We start from the raw sequence: 18039 nt of genomic DNA on the forward strand, positions 1-18039 counted from the left end.
GGCGGACGGAGCTACTTCCGCAACGGGCCCCTAGAGGGCGCCCTTACGGGTGAGGTGGTTGAAGGACAGCCACCCCGGCAGCACCGGCAGCCAGAGCGTCAGCAGCCGGTACAGCAGCACGGCCGGGGCCGCGACCTCGGCGGGCAGCCCCACGGCGATGAGGCCGAAGGTCAGCGCCCCCTCCACCGCTCCGACGCCGCCCGGCGTGGGGGCGGCGGACCCCAGCGCGTTGCCGGCCAGGAAGACGACGGCGATGCTGGCGTAGCTCAGCTGTTGGTCGCCGTTGCCGAAGGCCCGGATGGATGCGTCCAGGCACATCACGAAGGAGCCGGTGAGCAGCAGCATGCCGCCGATTCCCGTGAGCAGCTTCCCCGGTCGCTGGAGCACGTCCAGCATGCGCGGCACGACCCCGGCGAACAGGGACCGCAGCCGCGTCGCCACGAACTTCCGCAGAAACGGGATCGCGGTCACCACCAGCACCAGTACGGCCACGGTCAGCAGGCCCGCGATGACCGTCCTCGACGGTGTGAAGGACGACGTCTTCTCCGTGCCGGTCAGATAGCCGAAGGCCAGCAGCAGCAGGATGTGGGCGCCGAGACCGAAGAGCTGCGAGGCGCCCACGCTCGCCACCGCGAGCCCGGGGCGGACCCCGGAACGCTGGAGGAAGCGCGTGTTCAGGGCGACACCGCCGACGGCGGCAGGGGCGACGATCTTCACGAACGAGCCCGCGACCTGCGCGACGACGGTCCGCAGGAACGGCACCCGCTCCGGCACGAAGCCCAGCAGGCTCATCGCCGCCGCCACATAGCTCAGCGCCGAGAACAGGACCGCGGCGGCGACCCAGCCCCAGTCGGCCTGGCTCACCACGCTGAGATCGGTCCGCGTGAGCTGTGAGAGCAGGAAGTAGGCGGCGATGGCCCCGGCGATCAGACTCACCAGCGTGCGCGGCCTGATCCGCTCCAGCCGGGCCGGTTCCACCGGCGCCTGCGGCCGGATCAGCAGCACCTGGTGGCGGATCTGCGCGAGCAGGTCCTCCTCGCGCGCCTCGTCGAGCGCCTCGTCCATGGCCCGCTTCTCGGCCTGCTTCTCGGCACGCAGCGACTTGCGGGCGGACTTCCTGTCGTCCTCGGCCGCGCCGGTGTCCTGCTCCGCCCTGGCCTGCCGCGCCGACTCCGCCGCCGCGAGCACCGCCTCCCGCTCGCGCTGCGCACGCTCCCGGGCGAGCCGCCGCAGCGTCGCCCGGGTGGAGCGGCTGAGCGCGATCGACTGCAGCAGGGGCAGACAGGCCGCGACCGTGTCGGAGCCCAGTACCTCTACGGCGGCGGCGACCGCGCGCTGGGCTCCCACCCGCAGACCCACCGTGGTCAGCAGTTGGGCGATGTCCATGCGCAGCACCACATCGCCCGCCGCGATCTCGCCGCCGCGCAGATCGGTCAGCACCACCCTGCCGGAACGATCCACCACGATCGCGTCGCCGGTGAGCCTGCGGTGCGCGATACGGCGCGACTGCAGCGCACGCACCTGCCTGAACGCCCCGTGGACCACCTCGTCGGTGATCTCCTCGTCCGGCATGGAGTCGAGGGAGCGGCCGCCGAGGTGCTCGTAGACGAGCATCACGGCATCGGGGCCCAGCTCGGAGGTGGCGATCAGCTTGGGCGCGTCGGCCCCGGCGGCGATGGCGGCGTAGGCGAGCAGTGCTTCCTGTTCCAGCGCCTGCCGCAGCGACTGGGTGGACCGCCGGGTGGTGATGCTCCGCAGCGTCAGCCGGCGCCAGACCCGGTAGAAGTAGCCGTGTGCCTGCTGCTCGCGGTCGACGACGGTGACGTCGAGCGGAGGGCCGTCCTCCAGGGTGACGAGGTACCGACGCCCCCGGTCTCCCTGGTCGGCCGAGTCCGATACGTCCTCCGCGCGCATGGCCGTGACCGGGTGGAAGCCCACGTGCCGCAGTCCGGCCAGCAGCGTCTGGCCGGTCGGCCGCACGTTCGGGGATCCGACCGCGTAGAGCGTGCCGTACGCGACGGTCCAGCCGATCAGCACGGTCAGGATGATCGAGAACGGTGTCGTGTAGCCGGCGACGAGCATCGCGAAGGCGTCGAGCAGCAGCACGCCCCAGAGCGCGACGCGCCAGCGCGGCCTCCGGGCCATGCCCACCGCCGTCATATAGGCGATCACGGGCGCGAGATAGCCGTGGACCGGGTCGGTGAGCCCACCGCCCGAGGCGGGCTGGGTCAGCGCGTCCTGGATCTGGCCCGGTGCGCCCTTGGCGACCCAGAGGTCCGTGGCGAGCGTCACACCGTGCGCGAGGACCGCCGCGAGCACGCCGTCGGCGATGCGCAGTCCGTCCCGTTTGATCAGCCGCTCGATCGCGAAGGCCACGGGGACGAGGAGCACGGCGATGCTCGACATCAGTCCGGCGAGCTTCACCAGCAGGTCGGGCGCCTGGCCGGTGCCCTTGGAGATGTCCGATTCGAGGCCGGTGGTCGTGCCGTGGGCGAAGGCGGCGAGGCCCAGGACGACGGCGACCGCCAGGATGCCCGCGAGCAGCCGCGTCAGGTCGGAGGGCCGATGGACGCGCGCGGGCAGCAGCGGCTCGTCACCGGAGAGGCGGTCGATGTGGGCCACGTCGTCCGCGTCGCCGCAGCCGCCGTCCGGGCGGCGCCGCTCGGGCTCCGCGGCCCGGCGCCCGGACTCGGCGGAAGGGCGCGCGGGCGCTGCGGGCCGGGTGTGCTCACCGGCGTCGTCGGCCGGGGAGGCCGGCGAGGGGCTCGTGGACGGGTGTGCCGGTGCGGTCTTCCGGTCCCGGTCCGGTGCGGGGCCCTGGGCGGGGGCCTGGTGCGGTCCGGCGGTTTCGGAGCGCGACTCGGAGCCGGAGGTGCTCGCCGCCGCGGGAGGCTGCACGCCCAGCTCCTTCGTCGTGTCGGTCTCTTCTTGATCTCGTATCACCAGTCACCGCCCGGACGATGGTGGCATGGCGAACCGACAGAGGGTGGCATCAGGGTGCGACGCGAAGGTGCTTGCTGTGCCACTTGCCCGTCTTTGTCTTGATATATGCGATGTGCAGTGCTCCAGGCCCGCTGTCGGTGGCATGGGGCAAGATGGGCCGGATGAGCGATGAGGTGCCGGAACTGCCGGAGTACGCGGAGCGGGTGCTCGAGGTCGCCGAGCACATCCCGCCCGGCCGGGTCATGACGTACGGCGACGTCGCCGAATGGCTGGGCGAGGGCGGACCGCGCCAGGTCGGCCGGGTGATGGCGCTCTACGGAGGCTCCGTGCCCTGGTGGCGTGTCGTGCGCTCCGACGGCACCCTGCTGTCCGGTCACGAACCGAGGGCACTGCAGCACTACCGCACCGAGGGCACCCCGCTGCGGCAGGCGCCGCCGGGCGCCGAGGGCCACGTGCCGCGTCTGGACATGCGGCGGGCCCGCTGGGACGGCGCCGCGGACGGGGCGGGCGGAGGGGCTCACATCTGACAGCTTCCGCCATCCGGCGGTGCGATGGGACGTCCGGAGCCCGCCGCCGCTGTCGGCGGCGGTCCCGAGCGGTACGTCTGCGCCGGGGCGCCGGCGGGCGTAGCGTCTTCCCCGCCGCCGCCGGCGCCCGCGCCAGCGGCCACCTCCTCCACCGGCCCCCAGGCCCGTCCGCCCCGCCCGTGCTCCCGCACCGGGCCCGTCGTCACCACCGTCAGCACACCCACCAGGACCGGCGATCCACGTGAGTTCCTCCTCCTCCACCGGGCGTACACCGCACCGTCGGGTACGGCAGGGGTTCCCCCCGGGCCCGCAAGGGCGCAAGGGGCGGACCCCGGGCGCGTACCGACTGGTGCGTACCTCGCCGGGCCCGGTGGATCCCCCTCTCCTGGACGCCTCACAGCGCGCGGTGGTTGACCACCGTCACGGGCCGCTGCTCGTGCTCGCGGGGCCGGGCACGGGAAAGACGACGACCCTCGTCGAGGCCGTCGCCTCCCGGATCGAGCGGGGAGCCGACCCCGAGCGGCTGCTGGTGCTCACCTTCAGCCGCAAGGCGGCGGTCGAACTGCGCGACCGGATGGCCGTGCGGCTCGGCGGCGCACGGGCGCCGCAGGCCACCACCTTCCACTCCTACTGCTACGCGGTGGTACGGGCCCACCAGGACGCGGACCTGTTCGCCGAACCGCTGCGCCTGCTGTCGGGTCCCGAGCAGGACGTGGCCGTCCGCGATCTGCTCGCCGGACAGCTCGACCTGGAGCGGGAGGGAAGGGCAGGGGCGCGTTGGCCTGCCGAGCTGCGGGCCTGTCTGACCACCCGCGGCTTCGCCGACGAGGTGCGCGCGGTGCTCGCCCGCAGCCGGGAGCTCGGCCTCGGCCCTGACGCGCTCGCGGACTTCGCCCGGCGCACGGGACGGCCCGACTGGGGCGCCGCCGCGGCCTTCCTCGCCGAGTACCTGGACGTCCTGGACCTGCAGGGCGTCCTCGACTACGCGGAACTCGTCCACCGGGCCTCGCTCCTCGCCGAGCGGCCGGGAACGGGCGGGCACATCGCACAGCGGTACGACGCCGTCTTCGTCGACGAGTACCAGGACACCGACCCGGCCCAGGTCCGTCTGCTGCGGGCGCTGGCTGGGGACGGGCGCACCCTGGTCGCGTTCGGTGACCCCGACCAGTCCATCTACGCCTTCCGGGGCGCGGACGTGAACGGCATCCTCGAGTTCCCCGCGGCCTTCCGCCGCCGCGACGGCCGCCCGGCCCCCGTCGCGGTCCTGAGGACCTCCCGCCGCTCCGGGGCCACCCTGTTGTCCGCGACCCGCCTGCTCACCCAGCGGATGCCACTGACCCGGCTGCCCTCGGACAAGGTCCGCGCCCACCGAGAGCTGACCGCCGCACGCTCCGGCGGCCGTGTCGAGGTGTACACGTACCCGACCGCCTCCACGGAACTCGACAACGTCGCCGACATCCTGCGGCGTGCACACCTGGAGGAGGGGGTGCCGTGGAACGACATGGCGGTCCTGGTCCGCGCGGGCAGCCGCAGCCTCCCGGCGACGCGGCGCGCGCTCACCACGGCCGGAGTGCCGGTCGAGACGGACGGCGACGACGTCCCCCTGCGCCACGAGGCCGCGGTGGCGCCGCTGCTGACCGCCCTGCGGACCGCCGCGCGGCCCGTCGCTCCGAGGGACTCCGACGCGGGCGAGGACGGGCTGGACGGCGAGGGCGCCGGCGAGGACGACGAGACCGGCCGTGACACCGGCGGACAGGCCGGCGACGGTGGCGTCGGGGAGGACGGGGACGAGGCCCGCGCAGGCGCCCCCGGACGGCCCGGCTCCGGCGCCGGCACGGACTCCCACTCCGGTTCCGGTTCCGGCGCCGCGCGCGGGGAGGAGCCCTCCATCGGCGCCGACACCGCCGCCACCCTCCTCACCTCGCCCCTCGGCGGCATGGACACCGCCGATCTCAGACGGCTCGGCCGCGCCCTCCGCGACGAGGAGCGGGCGGCGGGCAACCGCGTCCCGCCGCCCTCCGACGTCCTCATCGCCCGCGCCCTCGCCGAGCCCGAGCGACTCACCGCCCACGACCCCGCCTACGCCCGTGCGGCCCAGCGCCTCGGCGTCCTGCTGCGCAAGGCCAGGGAACTGCTCGACGGCGGGGGCACCGCCGAGGAGGCCCTCTGGGAGCTGTGGACCGGTACGCCCTGGCCGCAGCGCCTGGAGCGGACCGCCCTCCGCGGTGGCCCGGCCGGCCGCAACGCGGACCGCGACCTCGACGCCGTCTGCGCGCTGTTCGAGACCGCCGCCCGTGCCGAGGAGCGCACCGGCGGCCGGGGTGCCCTGAACTTCCTGGACGAGCTGGAGGCCCAGGACATCGCCGCCGACACCCTCGCGCGCCGGCCCGAACGCCCCGCGGCCGTCCGACTGATGACCGCCCACCGGTCCAAGGGCCTCGAATGGGGGCTCGTCGTAGTCGCCGGCGTCCAGGAGGGTCTCTGGCCGGACCTGCGCCGCCGCGGTTCCCTGCTGGAGGCCGACCGGATCGGACGTGACGGACTCGCCGAGCCCCTCACCCCCGGCGCCCTGCTCACCGAGGAACGCCGGCTGTTCTACGTCGCCGCCACCCGCGCCAGGGACCGGCTCGTGGTCACCGCCGTCAAGGCCCCCTCCGACGACGGCGACCAGCCCTCGCGCTTCCTCACCGAACTCGGTGTCGAACCGCGTGACATCACCGGCCGACCACGCCGGCCGCTCGCGGTCGCCCCGCTGGTGGCCGAGCTCAGGGCCACCACCGTCGACCCCGAGGCGTCCGACGCGCTGCGCGACGCCGCCGCACGACGGCTGGCCCGGCTCGCCGCGCTCACGGACGACGAGGGGCATCCGCTGGTGCCCGCCGCGCACCCCTACCGCTGGTGGGGACTTCAGGACCCGACGCACAGCGGTGTGCCCCTCCGCGACCGCGACCACCCCGTCACCCTGTCCGGCAGCGCCCTCGACCAGCTCGCGAACACCTGCGCCCTCCAGTGGTTCCTGGGACGCGAGGTCAGGGCGGACGCCCCGGCCACCGCCGCCCAGGGCTTCGGCAACGTCGTGCACGTCCTGGCCGACGAGGTCGCCTCCGGCCGCACCCCGGCCGACCTCGCCGTCCTCATGGAGCGCCTCGACTCCGTGTGGGACGCCCTCGCCTTCGACGCGCCCTGGAAGTCCCTCCAGGAGAAGGAGCACGCACGCGCGGCGCTCGAGCGCTTCCTGCGATGGCACGTCATGGACCGGGGGGGCCGCACCCCCGTCGCCACCGAGCACGACTTCGACGTCACCCTCGGGGCCGGCCCGTACGAGGTGCGCGTCCGGGGCTCCATGGACCGCGTCGAACAGGACGAACAGGGCCGTGCGTACGTCGTCGACTTCAAGACCGGCAAGCAGACGCCGACGAAGGACGAGGTCGCGCACCACCCCCAGCTCGCCGTCTACCAGCTCGCCGTCCGCGAAGGAGCAGTCGACGAGGTGTTCGACGGCCGGCGCCCCCCGCCCGGTGGCGCCGAACTCGTGCACCTGCGCCAGGCCGCCCCCAGGAAGGAGGGCGGAGACGCCCTCCCGCGCGTCCAGTCCCAGGAACCGCTCTCCGGCGAATGGGTCGGCGAGCTGCTCGCCACCGCCGCGGGCAGGGTCCTCGACGAACGCTTCACCCCCAGTACCGGCTCACAGTGCGAGCACTGCTCCTTCCGTTCCTCGTGCAGCGCCAGGCCCGAAGGACGTCACATCGTCGAATGACGGCGGGCTCCGTGCCCCTGCCGGCGCGGCGCGGGAAACCACGGACGACCGGCCGGGGCACACGTGCTCGGGAGCACCGGTGGCCGGCTCTGTCGGCGGTCGCCGTTAGCCTCTCTGGGGTGTCCGCACGCATCACCGACCCCGAGCAGCTCAAGGAGCTGCTCGGCATCCCGTTCACGCCGGAGCAGACGGCCTGCATCACCGCGCCGCCCGCGCCGCAGGTCATCGTGGCCGGGGCGGGGTCCGGCAAGACGACGGTGATGGCCGCCCGGGTGGTGTGGCTGGTGGGCACGGGCCAGGTGGCGCCCGAGCAGGTCCTCGGCCTGACCTTCACCAACAAGGCGGCCGGTGAGCTCGCCGAGCGCGTCCGCACCGCGCTCGTCCGGGCCGGGGTCACGGACCCGGACGTGATCGACCCGGACGACCCGCCGGGCGAGCCCAGCATCTCGACGTACCACGCCTTCGCCGGACGGCTCCTGACGGACCACGGGCTGCGTCTCGGACTGGAGCCGACCTCCAGGCTGCTCGCCGACGCCACGCGCTACCAGCTCGCCGCACGCGTGCTGCGCGAGGCCCCGGGCCCCTACCCGGCGCTGACCCGGTCCTTCCCCTCCCTCGTCAGCGATCTGCTCGCGCTCGACGCGGAGCTCGCCGAGCACCTCGTGGCACCCGAGGAGCTCCGGGCCCACGACTCCGCGCTGCTGAGCGAGCTGGAGCGGGTCAAGCTCGGCAACGCCGACCTGCGCAAGGTCCCCGAGGCGGCCGCCGCCCGCCGGGAACTGCTCGACCTCGTCGTCCGCTACCGCGCGGCCAAGCGGTCCCGGGACCTCCTCGACTTCGGCGACCAGATCGCCCTGTCCGCGCGGCTGGCGCTCACCCGCCCGGAGGTGGGCCGCATCCTGAGGGACGAGTTCCGGGTGGTCCTGCTGGACGAGTACCAGGACACGTCCGTCGCCCAGCGCCTGCTGCTCGCCGGTCTGTTCGGCGGGGGCGCCGCCCCGGACGGTGTGCCGGGCGAGGGCGCGGGCCATCCCGTGACCGCGGTGGGCGACCCGTGCCAGGCGATCTACGGCTGGCGCGGCGCGTCCGTGGCCAACCTCGACGACTTCCCCGAGCACTTCCCCTACGCCGACGGCCGCCCCGCCACCCGCTTCTCCCTGAGCGAGAACCGCCGCAGCGGCGGCCGCCTCCTCGATCTCGCGAACGGCCTCGCCGGGCCGCTGCGCGCCCGCCACGAAGGCGTCGAGGCGCTCCGGCCCGCGCCCGGGGCGGAGCGCGACGGCTCCGTGCGGGTCGCGCTGCTGCCGACCCACGCCGAGGAGATCGACTGGCTCGCGGACTCGATCGCGCATCTCGTCCGTACGGGCAAGGAACCGGGCGAGATCGCGGTGCTTTGCCGTACGGCGGGCGACTTCGCCGCGATCCAGGGCGCGCTCGTCGCCCGGGACGTCCCCGTGGAGGTCGTCGGACTCTCCGGGCTGCTGCACCTGCCGGAGGTCGCCGACCTGGTCGCGGTCTGCGAGGTCCTCCAGGACCCGGGCGCGAACGCCGCGCTCGTCCGGCTCCTCACCGGACCGCGCTGGCGCATCGGGGCCCGCGACCTGGCACTGCTCGGACGCCGGGCCCGCCTGCTGGTGCACCGCGCCGGCGACGACGGGGCGGATGCCGACCAGCGGCTCGCCGCCGCGGTGGAAGGCACCGACCCGGCCGAGGTCGTCTCGCTCGCCGATGCCCTCGACACCTTCCTGGAACAGTCGGGGCCGGACGACGGGCTGCCGTTCTCCGATGCGGCCCGGGTCCGCTTCGCCCGCCTCGCCACCGAACTGCGCGACCTGCGGCGCTCCCTGGCCGACCCGCTGATGGACGTCCTCCACCGCGTCCTGGCCACCACCGGCCTGGACGTCGAACTCTCCGCATCGCCGCACGCACTGGCCGCCCGCCGCCGCGAGACCCTCGCCGGCTTCCTCGACGTCGCGGCGTCCTTCGCCTCGCTCGACGGCGAGGCGACCCTGCTGGCCTTCCTCGGTTTCCTGCGGACGGCCGAGCAGTACGAGAAGGGCCTCGACAACGCGCTGCCCGGCGGCGAGAACACGGTGAAGGTGCTCACCGCACACAAGTCCAAGGGACTGGAGTGGGACGTCGTCGCGGTCCCCGGCCTGGTCGCCGACCAGTTCCCCAGCACCCGTTCCCGTGAGTCCTGGACCTCCCAGGCCAAGGTGCTGCCCCACGCGCTGCGCGGCGACGCCGCCACCCTGCCCGGCATCACCACCTGGGACGCCAAGGGCCTCAAGGGCTTCAAGGAGGCGATGAAGGAGCATCAGCGCACGGAGGAACTCCGGCTGGGCTACGTGACGTTCACCCGCCCCCGCTCGCTGCTCCTCGGCTCCGCGCACTGGTGGGGCCCCACCCAGAAGCGCCGCCGCGGCCCGTCCGTGTTCCTGGAGGCGCTGTACGACCACTGCGCCGCGGGCTTCGGAGAGATCGAGGCATGGGCCGAGGAGCCGGAGGAGGACGCGGAGAACCCGGTTCTCCACGCCGCGACGGCGGAGCAGGCGTGGCCGCTTCCGCTGGATCCCACGGCGACCGCGCGACGCCGCGCGGCCGCGGACACGGTGCTGGCCCATCTGTCGCTGATGACCGGCGACGGCGCCGTGACGGCACCCGTCGGGTCCGGAGCCGTGAGCGACGGCACGGGTCCCCGCCCCCACGACCGTGAGGAGGTCCCCTTCGACGGTGCCGCGCCGGCGGGAGCCGCCGGCTCCCTCCCCGACGCTCCGTCCGACGAGGACCTCTGGCCCGATGAGCTCACGGACCCCGACGACGAACCGTGGCCGGACGAGTCGTGGCCCGACGAGGACCACGGCCCCGCCGGCCTCGTGCCCGGCGGGGACACCGCGCCCGCCTCCGGCGATCCCGCCCACCGCGGCCCCGCGTCCGCCGACCCCGGGGTCGACGACCTCCCGTACGACGGGGCGGGTCCCGGTCCAAACGGCAGGGCGGGTGCCGGCCCGGCCACCCCCTCCGCGGCTCACCCCCGGCTGCCCGCCCAGCGCGCCGAGCCCCTCACCCCCGAGGACGCCCGGGTCATCGCCTCCTGGGACCGCGATCTCGAAGCGCTCACCGGCGAGCTCCGGCGTGCCCGCGAAACCGTGCGCGAGGTTCCCCTGCCGGCGTCGCTGTCGGCGTCCCAGTTGCTGCGGCTCGCCGCCGACCCCGACGGCTTCGCGCGGGAGCTGGCACGCCCCATGCCCCGCCCGCCCCAGCGCGCCGCCCGCCGGGGAACCCGCTTCCACGCCTGGGTGGAGTCGCGCTTCGAGGAACTGCCGCTGCCCATGCTCGGGCCCGACGAACTGCCGGGCGGCGACCCGGACGGCGCGGGCATCGAGGACGAGCGCGAGCTCGCCGCGCTCAAGGAGGCGTTCGAGCGCACGCCCTACGCGCGCCGTGTCCCGTACCGCCTGGAGGCTCCTGTCCAGGTCACCCTGGCGGGCAGGGTCGTCAGGGGCCGGATCGACGCCGTCTACCGCGACGAGGACACGGGGGCGTTCGAGATCGTGGACTGGAAGACCAGCCGCGGCCGCGACGCCGATCCGCTCCAGCTCGCCGTCTACCGTCTGGCCTGGGCCGAGCAGCACGGCCTCCCGCCGGAGTCGGTCGCCGCGGCGTTCGTCTACGTCCGCACCGGAGAGGTCGTCCGCCCCGGCGGGCTGCCCGGCAGGGCCGGCCTCGAGCGGATCCTCATGCAGGGTGACCTCTCGCCCGCCGGTCCTCCGCCCGCCGGTCCTCCGCCCGCCGGCACCGGACCCCGGCCCCTCCCCGACCGGGCGGTCGGCGAGGCCGCTCCCGGCGCCGGATAGGCTCGAGGCCATGAGCGACACCCCGGACAACGCCGTCCGTACGTACATAGCGGAGCACCGCGACGCCTTCCTCGGCGACCTCGCGGAGTGGCTTCGCATCCCGTCCGTCTCCGCGCAGCCGGAGCACGACAAGGACGTACGGCGCAGTGCGGAGTGGCTGGCGGCGAAGCTCACGGAGACCGGCTTCCCGACCGCCGAGGTCTGGGAGGTCCAGCCGTCCGCGCCGGGCGCGGCACAGGGAGCACCGGCGGTCTTCGCCGAGTGGCCGTCCGCCGACCCGGACGCCCCCACGGTGCTCGTCTACGGGCACCACGACGTGCAGCCCGCCGCCCGCGAGGACGGCTGGGACACCGACCCGTTCGAACCGGTCGTCAGGGGCGGCCGGATGTACGCCCGCGGCGCCGCCGACGACAAGGGCCAGGTGTTCTTCCACACTCTCGGTGTGCGCGCCCACCTCGCCGCCACCGGCCGCACGAGCCCGGCCGTCAATCTCAAGCTCCTCGTCGAGGGCGAGGAGGAGTCCGGCTCGCCGCACTTCCGCGCCCTGGTCGAGCAGCGCCGGGACCGGCTCGCCGCCGACGCCGTGATCGTCTCCGACACCGGCATGTGGTCGGAGACGACCCCCACCGTGTGCACCGGCATGCGCGGGCTCGCCGACTGCGAGATCGCGCTGTACGGACCGGACCAGGACATCCACTCCGGTTCCTTCGGCGGCGCCGTGCCCAACCCCGCCACCGTCGCCGCCCGGATCGTCGCGGCGCTCCACGACGACGACGAGCGGGTCGCCGTCCCCGGCTTCTACGACGGTGTCCGCGAGCTGACGGCGACCGAGCGCGAACTCCTCGCCGAGCTGCCGTTCGACGAGTCCGAGTGGCTGCGCACGGCCAGGTCGTACGGGACGCTCGGCGAGGCCGGCCACACCACTCTGGAGCGCATCTGGACCCGCCCGACCGCCGAGGTCAACGGCATCGGCGGTGGCTACCAGGGGCCCGGAGGGAAGACGATCATCCCGTCCTCCGCCCTGCTGAAGCTCTCCTTCCGGCTGGTCGCGGGCCAGGACCCGGACCGGATCGAGGAAGCGGTCCGCGACTGGGTCGCCGCCCGGATCCCCGCGGGCATCCGCCACGAGATCACCTTCGGCGCGGCGACCCGGCCCTGCCTCACGCCGCTGGACCACCCCGCCCTGCAGGCGCTCGCCGGGTCGATGAGCCGTGCCTTCGACGGGCAGAAGATCCGCTTCACGCGTGAGGGAGGGTCGGGGCCCGCCGCCGACCTCCAGGACGTGCTCGGTGCGCCCGTGCTCTTCCTGGGTGTCTCCGTGCCGTCGGACGGCTGGCACGCGCCCAACGAGAAGATCGAGCTGGACCTGCTGCTGAAGGGCGTCGAAACCGCCGCGTACCTGTGGGGCGACCTGGCCGGCGCCCTTCACTGACAGACAACCGGTCATCCGCAGAGAACCGGTCAATCCGGGGGAGTGGGAAGCACCTGTGAGCACCTTCGATCACGTCGCCGACGGCCGTCCCATCGGCCTCACCGCGCCCAGCGGCATCGACCGCGCCGCACACCACCGACTCGACGAGGCCTGGCTGGCGGCGGCGTGGAGCCACCCGACGACCCGGGTGTTCGTCGTCTCCGGCGGTCAGGTGCTGATCGACGACACCCCCGACGGCCGCACCGAACTGGTGACGACCCCGGCCTTCGAGGCACCCCCGACCGAGACCCACCGGTACTTCCTCGGAACCGACGAGGGCGGCGTCAGCTACTTCGCCCTGCAGAAGGACTCCCTCCCGGGCCGCATGGACCAGTCCGCCCGCCCCGCGGGGCTGCGCGAGGCCGGTCTGCTGCTGTCCCCCAGGGACGCGGGACTGATGGTGCACGCGGTCGCCCTGGAGAACTGGCAGCGGCTCCACCGCTTCTGCTCCCGCTGCGGTGAGCGGACCGTCATCGCCGCCGCCGGCCACATCCGCCGCTGCCCGGCCTGCGGCGCCGAGCACTATCCGCGCACCGACCCCGCGGTGATCATGCTCGTCACGGACGAGGACGACCGCGCACTGCTCGGCCGCCAGGTCCACTGGCCGGAGGGCCGCTTCTCCACCCTCGCCGGCTTCGTCGAGCCCGGTGAGTCCATCGAGCAGTCGGTGGTCCGCGAGGTGTACGAGGAGGCCGGCGTGACCGTCGGCGAGGTCGAGTACGTCGCCAGCCAGCCGTGGCCCTTCCCCTACAGCCTGATGCTCGGCTTCATGGCCCGCGCCACCTCGTCCGAGATCTCCGTGGACGGCGAGGAGATCCACGAGGCCCGCTGGTTCTCCCGGGAGGACCTGCGCGCGGCCTTCGAGTCGGGGGAGGTCCTTCCCCCGTACGGGATCTCGATCGCCTCCCGGCTGATCGAGCTCTGGTACGGGAAGCCCCTGCCGAAGCCGGGCTCCCCCGCCTGAGGCTCCGCATGCGTTCCGCGCCGACGGGCGCGGAACGCGTCCGCCGGACGCGCGCCGGGCACGACGACGCCCCCTCCGGTGGTCTTCACCGGAGGGGGCGTCGTCGGTGCCGGACCCGCCGCGTCAGATCGCGAGGGCCCGCTTCACCTGCGCCAGGCTGGGGTTCGTCATGACGATGTCCTCGCCGCCGTTCGGCGGCACCACGAGGACGGTCGGAACGGTCTGGTTGCCGTCGTTCGCCTTCTCGACGAACGCGGCCGACTGCGGGTCCTCCTCGATGTTGATCTCGACGTACGAGATCCCCTCGCGGTCCAGCTGGCTCTTCAGCCGCCGGCAGTAGCCGCACCAGGTGGTGCTGTACATCGTCAGAGTTCCCTGCATGTCCTTCTCCCGCTCCTCTGGGCCGGTGGGGGTGGGGTGCCCCACGGGGGTTTCCGCGTGTTGAACGTACGGGGCCCGGCCGCCATTCCCGTACCGGTGCCACCGGTACGACCAAACCCGTCCCCCTGTGGACAACCGTCCCGGTGATCTCGCGGGACCTGGCAGCATGGCGGGGTGACAGCAGCAACGCACTCCTCCCTCTTCCCTCAGGTCCCCGAGTCCGCGGACGCGGTGCTCGACGGGCTCGATCCCGAGCAGCGGGCGGTCGCGACCGCTCTGAGCGGTCCGGTGTGCGTCCTGGCCGGCGCCGGTACGGGCAAGACGCGGGCGATCACCCATCGCATCGCCTACGGAGTGCGTGCCGGGATACTCCAGCCGGCGAGTGTGCTGGCCGTCACCTTCACCAACCGTGCGGCGGGGGAGATGCGCGGCCGGCTGCGGCAGCTGGGCGCGGGCGGCGTACAGGCCCGCACGTTCCACTCGGCGGCGCTGCGGCAGCTCCAGTACTTCTGGCCGAAAGCCGTCGGCGGCGAGCTGCCGAGGCTGCTGGAGCGCAAGGTCCAGCTCGTCGCCGAGGCGGCCGCCCGCTGCCGTGTCCGGCTCGACCGCAATGAGCTCAGGGACGTGACCAGCGAGATCGAGTGGGCCAAGGTCACCCAGACCGTCCCCGCCGACTATCCCGCCGCCGTCGCCAAGTCCCTCAGGGACGCGCCTCGCGACCCCGCGGAGATCGGCCAGATCTATGCGCTGTACGAGCAGCTGAAGCGCGACCGCTCGGCGATCGACTTCGAGGACGTCCTGCTGCTCACGGTCGGGATCCTCCAGGACCGCCACGACATCGCCGACCAGATTCGCCGCCAGTACCAGCACTTCGTGGTGGACGAGTACCAGGACGTGTCGCCGCTCCAGCAGCGTCTGCTGGACCTGTGGCTCGGCGACCGGGACAGCCTGTGCGTCGTGGGCGACGCCAGCCAGACGATCTACTCCTTCACCGGTGCCACCCCGGACCATCTGCTGAACTTCCGCACCCGCCACCCCCAGGCGACGGTGGTCAAGCTCGTGCGCGACTACCGGTCGACGCCCCAGGTCGTCCATCTCGCCAACGGTCTGCTGGGACAGGCCCGCGGCCGCGCCGCCGAGCACCGGCTGGAACTGGTCTCCCAGCGCGACCCCGGCCCGGACCCGTCCTACACGGAGTACGCGGACGAACCCGCCGAGGCGGAGGGCACCGCCCGCCGGATCCGCGACCTGATCGCCGCGGGCGTCCCGGCCGGCGAGATCGCCGTGCTGTTCCGGGTCAACGCCCAGTCCGAGGTCTACGAACAGGCCCTCGCCGACGCGGGCGTCCCCTACCAGTTGCGCGGCGCCGAGCGGTTCTTCGAGCGCGCGGAGGTCCGGGAGGCGGGCGTAGCCCTCCGCGGAGCGGCCCGCGCCGGCGGGAACGACTCCCTGCTGGACGACGCGGAGGACCTTCCCTCGCAGGTCAGGGCCGTGCTGTCCACCAAGGGCTGGACCACCGAGCCCCCCGCCGGCTCGGGTGCGGTGCGCGACCGCTGGGAGTCGCTGGCCGCCCTCGTCCGGCTGGCCGAGGACTTCGCCCGGGTCAGGCCCGAGGCCGGTCTCGCCGATCTCGTCGCTGAGCTGGACGAGCGAGCCGCCGCCCAGCACGCCCCGACCGTCCAGGGCGTCACCCTGGCCTCGCTCCACTCGGCCAAGGGACTGGAGTGGGACGCCGTGTTCCTCGTCGGGCTCACCGAGGGCATGATGCCGATCACCTACGCCAAGACCGACGAGCAGGTCGAGGAGGAGCGCCGGCTGCTGTACGTCGGTGTCACCCGCGCCCGGCTCCACCTGTCGCTCTCCTGGGCCCTGTCCCGCTCGCCCGGCGGCCGTGCGTCCCGGCGCCCCACCCGCTTCCTGAACGGCCTCAGGCCCGGCTCCGCTGCCCCCGGTACCCGAACGGCCGGAGGCGCCGGAGGAATCGAGCGCGGCGCCGCCGGAGGCCGGCGGAAGCGTCGCGGCCCGGTGCTGTGCCGGGTGTGCGGCAAGACGCTCACCGACGCCGGCGAGATGAAACTGATGCGCTGTGAGGACTGCCCCTCCGACATGGACGAGGCGCTGTACGAGCGGCTGCGCGAGTGGCGCGCGGAGCAGGCCAGGGAGCTGGGCCAGCCGGCGTACTGCGTCTTCACCGACAAGACCCTCATGGCGATCGCCGAGGCCGTGCCCGGCAGCGAGGGCGAACTCGCCGGGATCTCGGGGGTGGGCGGACGCAAGCTGGACCGCTTCGGAGCCGATGTCCTGGCCATCTGCGCAGGCCAGGAGGTCGGTGGAGGCGAGGAGGGCGACTGATACAAACTCGTCGAGAAAATAGTTTGCGCGCGCGCCAGTCAGCCCCATAGGTTCTTAACCACGGGAACGGCGGCTTCTCCGAAGCCCTGTTGCCGTGCTGTACTTATCCGAATACGCGTGATCGGCCCCGGCCGGTCCCCGAGACGCCGAGAGGAGGCGATTCCAGTGATCAGCATCAACACCAGCTTCATCCGCACCACCGTCAAAATGACCGATCGCTCGGTCGTCTCCGCCTGCTCGCTCGGCCTCTCCGGTTCGGCGTTCATTGGCACCGGTCTGTCCGGCCTCGCGGCCGGCCGTCCGGTCGCCCCCGGCGCGGGTCTGCCCGTCCGGGAGCGCAATGAGCGACCGACCAAGGCACTGGAAGCAGGAGTAGTGGCGGCAGAGGCCAAGGCCTATGCCCTCGCGGCGGCCAGTGCCGGAACCAAGCAGCAGACGACGCAGCACCACACGATGTGGGCCTTCCGTGGGCTCGAACCCTGGAGTGATCCAGCCTGATCCAGGATCAGGCCGGCGCCTTCAGGGCCGCGGAACCCCACCCGGGATCCGCGGCCCTTCTGTTTTCCCCGATGAGGAAACAGAGCGAAGGGGCCTCGGGACCAGCAAGACCCGGTACCAGCCGAAGCCCGGTCCACAGACCGGACGAACAGACGAGGAAAACACCACCGTGCAACTCGAAGCGCACGCCCCGTCCGTACCGCCTTCCGAAACGATCCCCCCGCCCGGCCTCACGGAGGACTCCACCTTGACCCCCCTCACCGCGCTGACCGCGCTCGACGACGCCATCGAGAACCTCGGCGTACCCGTCCCCTGCCGTTCCTACGACCCGGAGGTCTTCTTCGCCGAGTCGCCCGCGGACGTCGAGTACGCCAAGTCCCTCTGCCGTACCTGCCCCCTGGTCGAGGCCTGCCTCGCGGGTGCCAAGGAGCGGCGTGAGCCCTGGGGCGTCTGGGGCGGAGAGCTCTTCGTCCAGGGTGTCGTTGTCGCCCGCAAGCGGCCGCGTGGCCGTCCGCGCAAGAACCCGGTCGCGGCATGAACGCGTACCCAGGCACCGTCGACCGTCCCCTCACGCACGATCCCCAGAAGCAGGCTCCGATGACCTCTTCCACCAGCGAGCCTTCCGGCTCCGCGACTCCAGACGTCACCACCATCGGCGCGAACGCCTCGCGTCAGAACAGGACCCGTGAAATGCAACTCATCCCAGAAGCCCTGGCACGTGCGCATATGCACGAGCGCCTGCGGGAAGCCGACTCGGAGCGCCGGGCCCAGCGCCTGGCGACCGCTCGGCGGATGCAGCGGCGTGCCGAACGCGCGTCCCTGCGCGCCCGCCGCGCGCTGGCCATGGCCGTCATGCAGTAGTCCGGCCGTCAGGCCGCCGCGTCCGCGGCGGCCTGGTCGTCCGCAGAATCAGCGCCCCACGCGGGGGCCGGTCCCCGGGACCGGCCCCCCGCGGTGCGTTGTCCCGTCCCGCGCGCCGTGCGGGGTTATCGTCACGTGGTGGACGAACAGACTCATCACCCTGGCCAGCCGGGTGCCGAGAACGTCGTGTGTTCCCGGTGCGGCGCGGTCGCCGAGGGCACTCCTCCCACCTGGACCTGCTCCGTGGAGAACGGCCGCCGCCACTACTTCTGCGAGGAGTGCGCACGGGCCAACATCAGGGCCATCGAGGGCCGGCTCGACTCGTCGTGGTGGTGAGCGGGCCTCCGGCCGGGCCTCGTGCCGCCGGCCGACCGGGGGCGCCCGGCCGACCGGAGACGGGACCTCGCGCCGCGGTCTGACCGGGCCGG

12 protein-coding genes are annotated in these 18039 nt (G+C 73.6%); 10 read left to right on the plus strand and 2 right to left on the minus strand.

Going from position 1 to position 18039, the window contains the following annotated elements:
• Window positions 1–30: 30 nt before the first annotated feature.
• A complete protein-coding gene (locus tag BLT82_RS04745) occupies window positions 31–2898 on the minus strand; it encodes a lysylphosphatidylglycerol synthase domain-containing protein (RefSeq protein ID WP_093652520.1) in 2868 nt (955 codons plus the stop codon).
• A gap of 206 nt (window positions 2899–3104) precedes the next feature.
• Between BLT82_RS04745 and BLT82_RS04750 the strand changes: the two genes are divergently transcribed.
• From BLT82_RS04750 to nudC, 5 genes are all read left to right on the plus strand, one after another.
• Window positions 3105–3470, plus strand: a complete 366-nt coding sequence (locus BLT82_RS04750; RefSeq protein ID WP_093652521.1) for an MGMT family protein — start codon at window positions 3105–3107, stop codon at window positions 3468–3470.
• A 241-nt stretch (window positions 3471–3711) separates the two neighbouring features.
• Window positions 3712–7227, plus strand: coding sequence for an ATP-dependent helicase (locus BLT82_RS04755; RefSeq protein ID WP_093652522.1), 3516 nt, complete (start codon window positions 3712–3714; stop codon window positions 7225–7227).
• A 119-nt stretch (window positions 7228–7346) separates the two neighbouring features.
• Window positions 7347–11084, plus strand: coding sequence for a UvrD-helicase domain-containing protein (locus BLT82_RS04760; protein WP_167745957.1), 3738 nt, complete (start codon window positions 7347–7349; stop codon window positions 11082–11084).
• 10 nt (window positions 11085–11094) lie between these two features.
• A complete protein-coding gene (locus BLT82_RS04765) occupies window positions 11095–12516 on the plus strand; it encodes a dipeptidase (protein ID WP_093652695.1) in 1422 nt (473 codons plus the stop codon).
• 55 nt (window positions 12517–12571) lie between these two features.
• Window positions 12572–13519: an NAD(+) diphosphatase gene (nudC, locus tag BLT82_RS04770; RefSeq protein ID WP_167745958.1), complete on the plus strand. Its 948-nt coding sequence runs from the start codon at window positions 12572–12574 to the stop codon at window positions 13517–13519.
• Window positions 13520–13642: 123 nt separating this feature from the next.
• Here nudC and BLT82_RS04775 read toward each other — a convergent pair whose 3' ends face one another.
• Window positions 13643–13900, minus strand: coding sequence for a glutaredoxin domain-containing protein (locus BLT82_RS04775; RefSeq protein ID WP_093652524.1), 258 nt, complete (start codon window positions 13898–13900; stop codon window positions 13643–13645).
• 174 nt (window positions 13901–14074) lie between these two features.
• Between BLT82_RS04775 and BLT82_RS04780 the strand changes: the two genes are divergently transcribed.
• The 5 genes from BLT82_RS04780 to BLT82_RS04800 all read left to right on the plus strand — a co-directional run bounded on the left by BLT82_RS04780 (window position 14075) and on the right by BLT82_RS04800 (window position 17947).
• On the plus strand, window positions 14075–16252 hold the full coding sequence (locus BLT82_RS04780) for an ATP-dependent DNA helicase UvrD2 (protein ID WP_093652525.1): 2178 nt from the start codon (window positions 14075–14077) through the stop codon (window positions 16250–16252).
• A gap of 165 nt (window positions 16253–16417) precedes the next feature.
• Complete coding sequence (locus BLT82_RS04785) at window positions 16418–16750, plus strand: hypothetical protein (RefSeq protein WP_093652526.1); 333 nt, start codon at window positions 16418–16420, stop codon at window positions 16748–16750.
• A 169-nt stretch (window positions 16751–16919) separates the two neighbouring features.
• On the plus strand, window positions 16920–17288 hold the full coding sequence (locus BLT82_RS04790; RefSeq protein WP_093652527.1) for a WhiB family transcriptional regulator: 369 nt from the start codon (window positions 16920–16922) through the stop codon (window positions 17286–17288).
• Window positions 17285–17611, plus strand: a complete 327-nt coding sequence (locus BLT82_RS04795) for a hypothetical protein (RefSeq protein ID WP_093652528.1) — start codon at window positions 17285–17287, stop codon at window positions 17609–17611. Before BLT82_RS04790 ends, BLT82_RS04795 begins: the two co-directional genes overlap by 4 nt.
• A gap of 138 nt (window positions 17612–17749) precedes the next feature.
• Window positions 17750–17947: a hypothetical protein gene (locus tag BLT82_RS04800; protein ID WP_208867704.1), complete on the plus strand. Its 198-nt coding sequence runs from the start codon at window positions 17750–17752 to the stop codon at window positions 17945–17947.
• The last annotated feature ends 92 nt before the right edge of the window (window positions 17948–18039 follow it).

Origin of the sequence: Streptomyces wuyuanensis, from assembly GCF_900103455.1 — a bacterium.
Classification (GTDB): Bacteria; Actinomycetota; Actinomycetes; order Streptomycetales; family Streptomycetaceae; genus Streptomyces; species Streptomyces wuyuanensis.

What these genes read in the sequence shown, in the direction of transcription:
- BLT82_RS04750 (WP_093652521.1), top strand. Translation starts at nt 3,105, where the DNA reads ATGAGCGATGAGGTGCCGGAACTGCCGGAGTACGCGGAGCGGGTGCTC.
- BLT82_RS04765 (WP_093652695.1), top strand. Translation starts at nt 11,095, where the DNA reads ATGAGCGACACCCCGGACAACGCCGTCCGTACGTACATAGCGGAGCAC.
- BLT82_RS04775 (WP_093652524.1), bottom strand. Translation starts at nt 13,900, where the DNA reads ATGCAGGGAACTCTGACGATGTACAGCACCACCTGGTGCGGCTACTGC.
- BLT82_RS04795 (WP_093652528.1), top strand. Translation starts at nt 17,285, where the DNA reads ATGAACGCGTACCCAGGCACCGTCGACCGTCCCCTCACGCACGATCCC.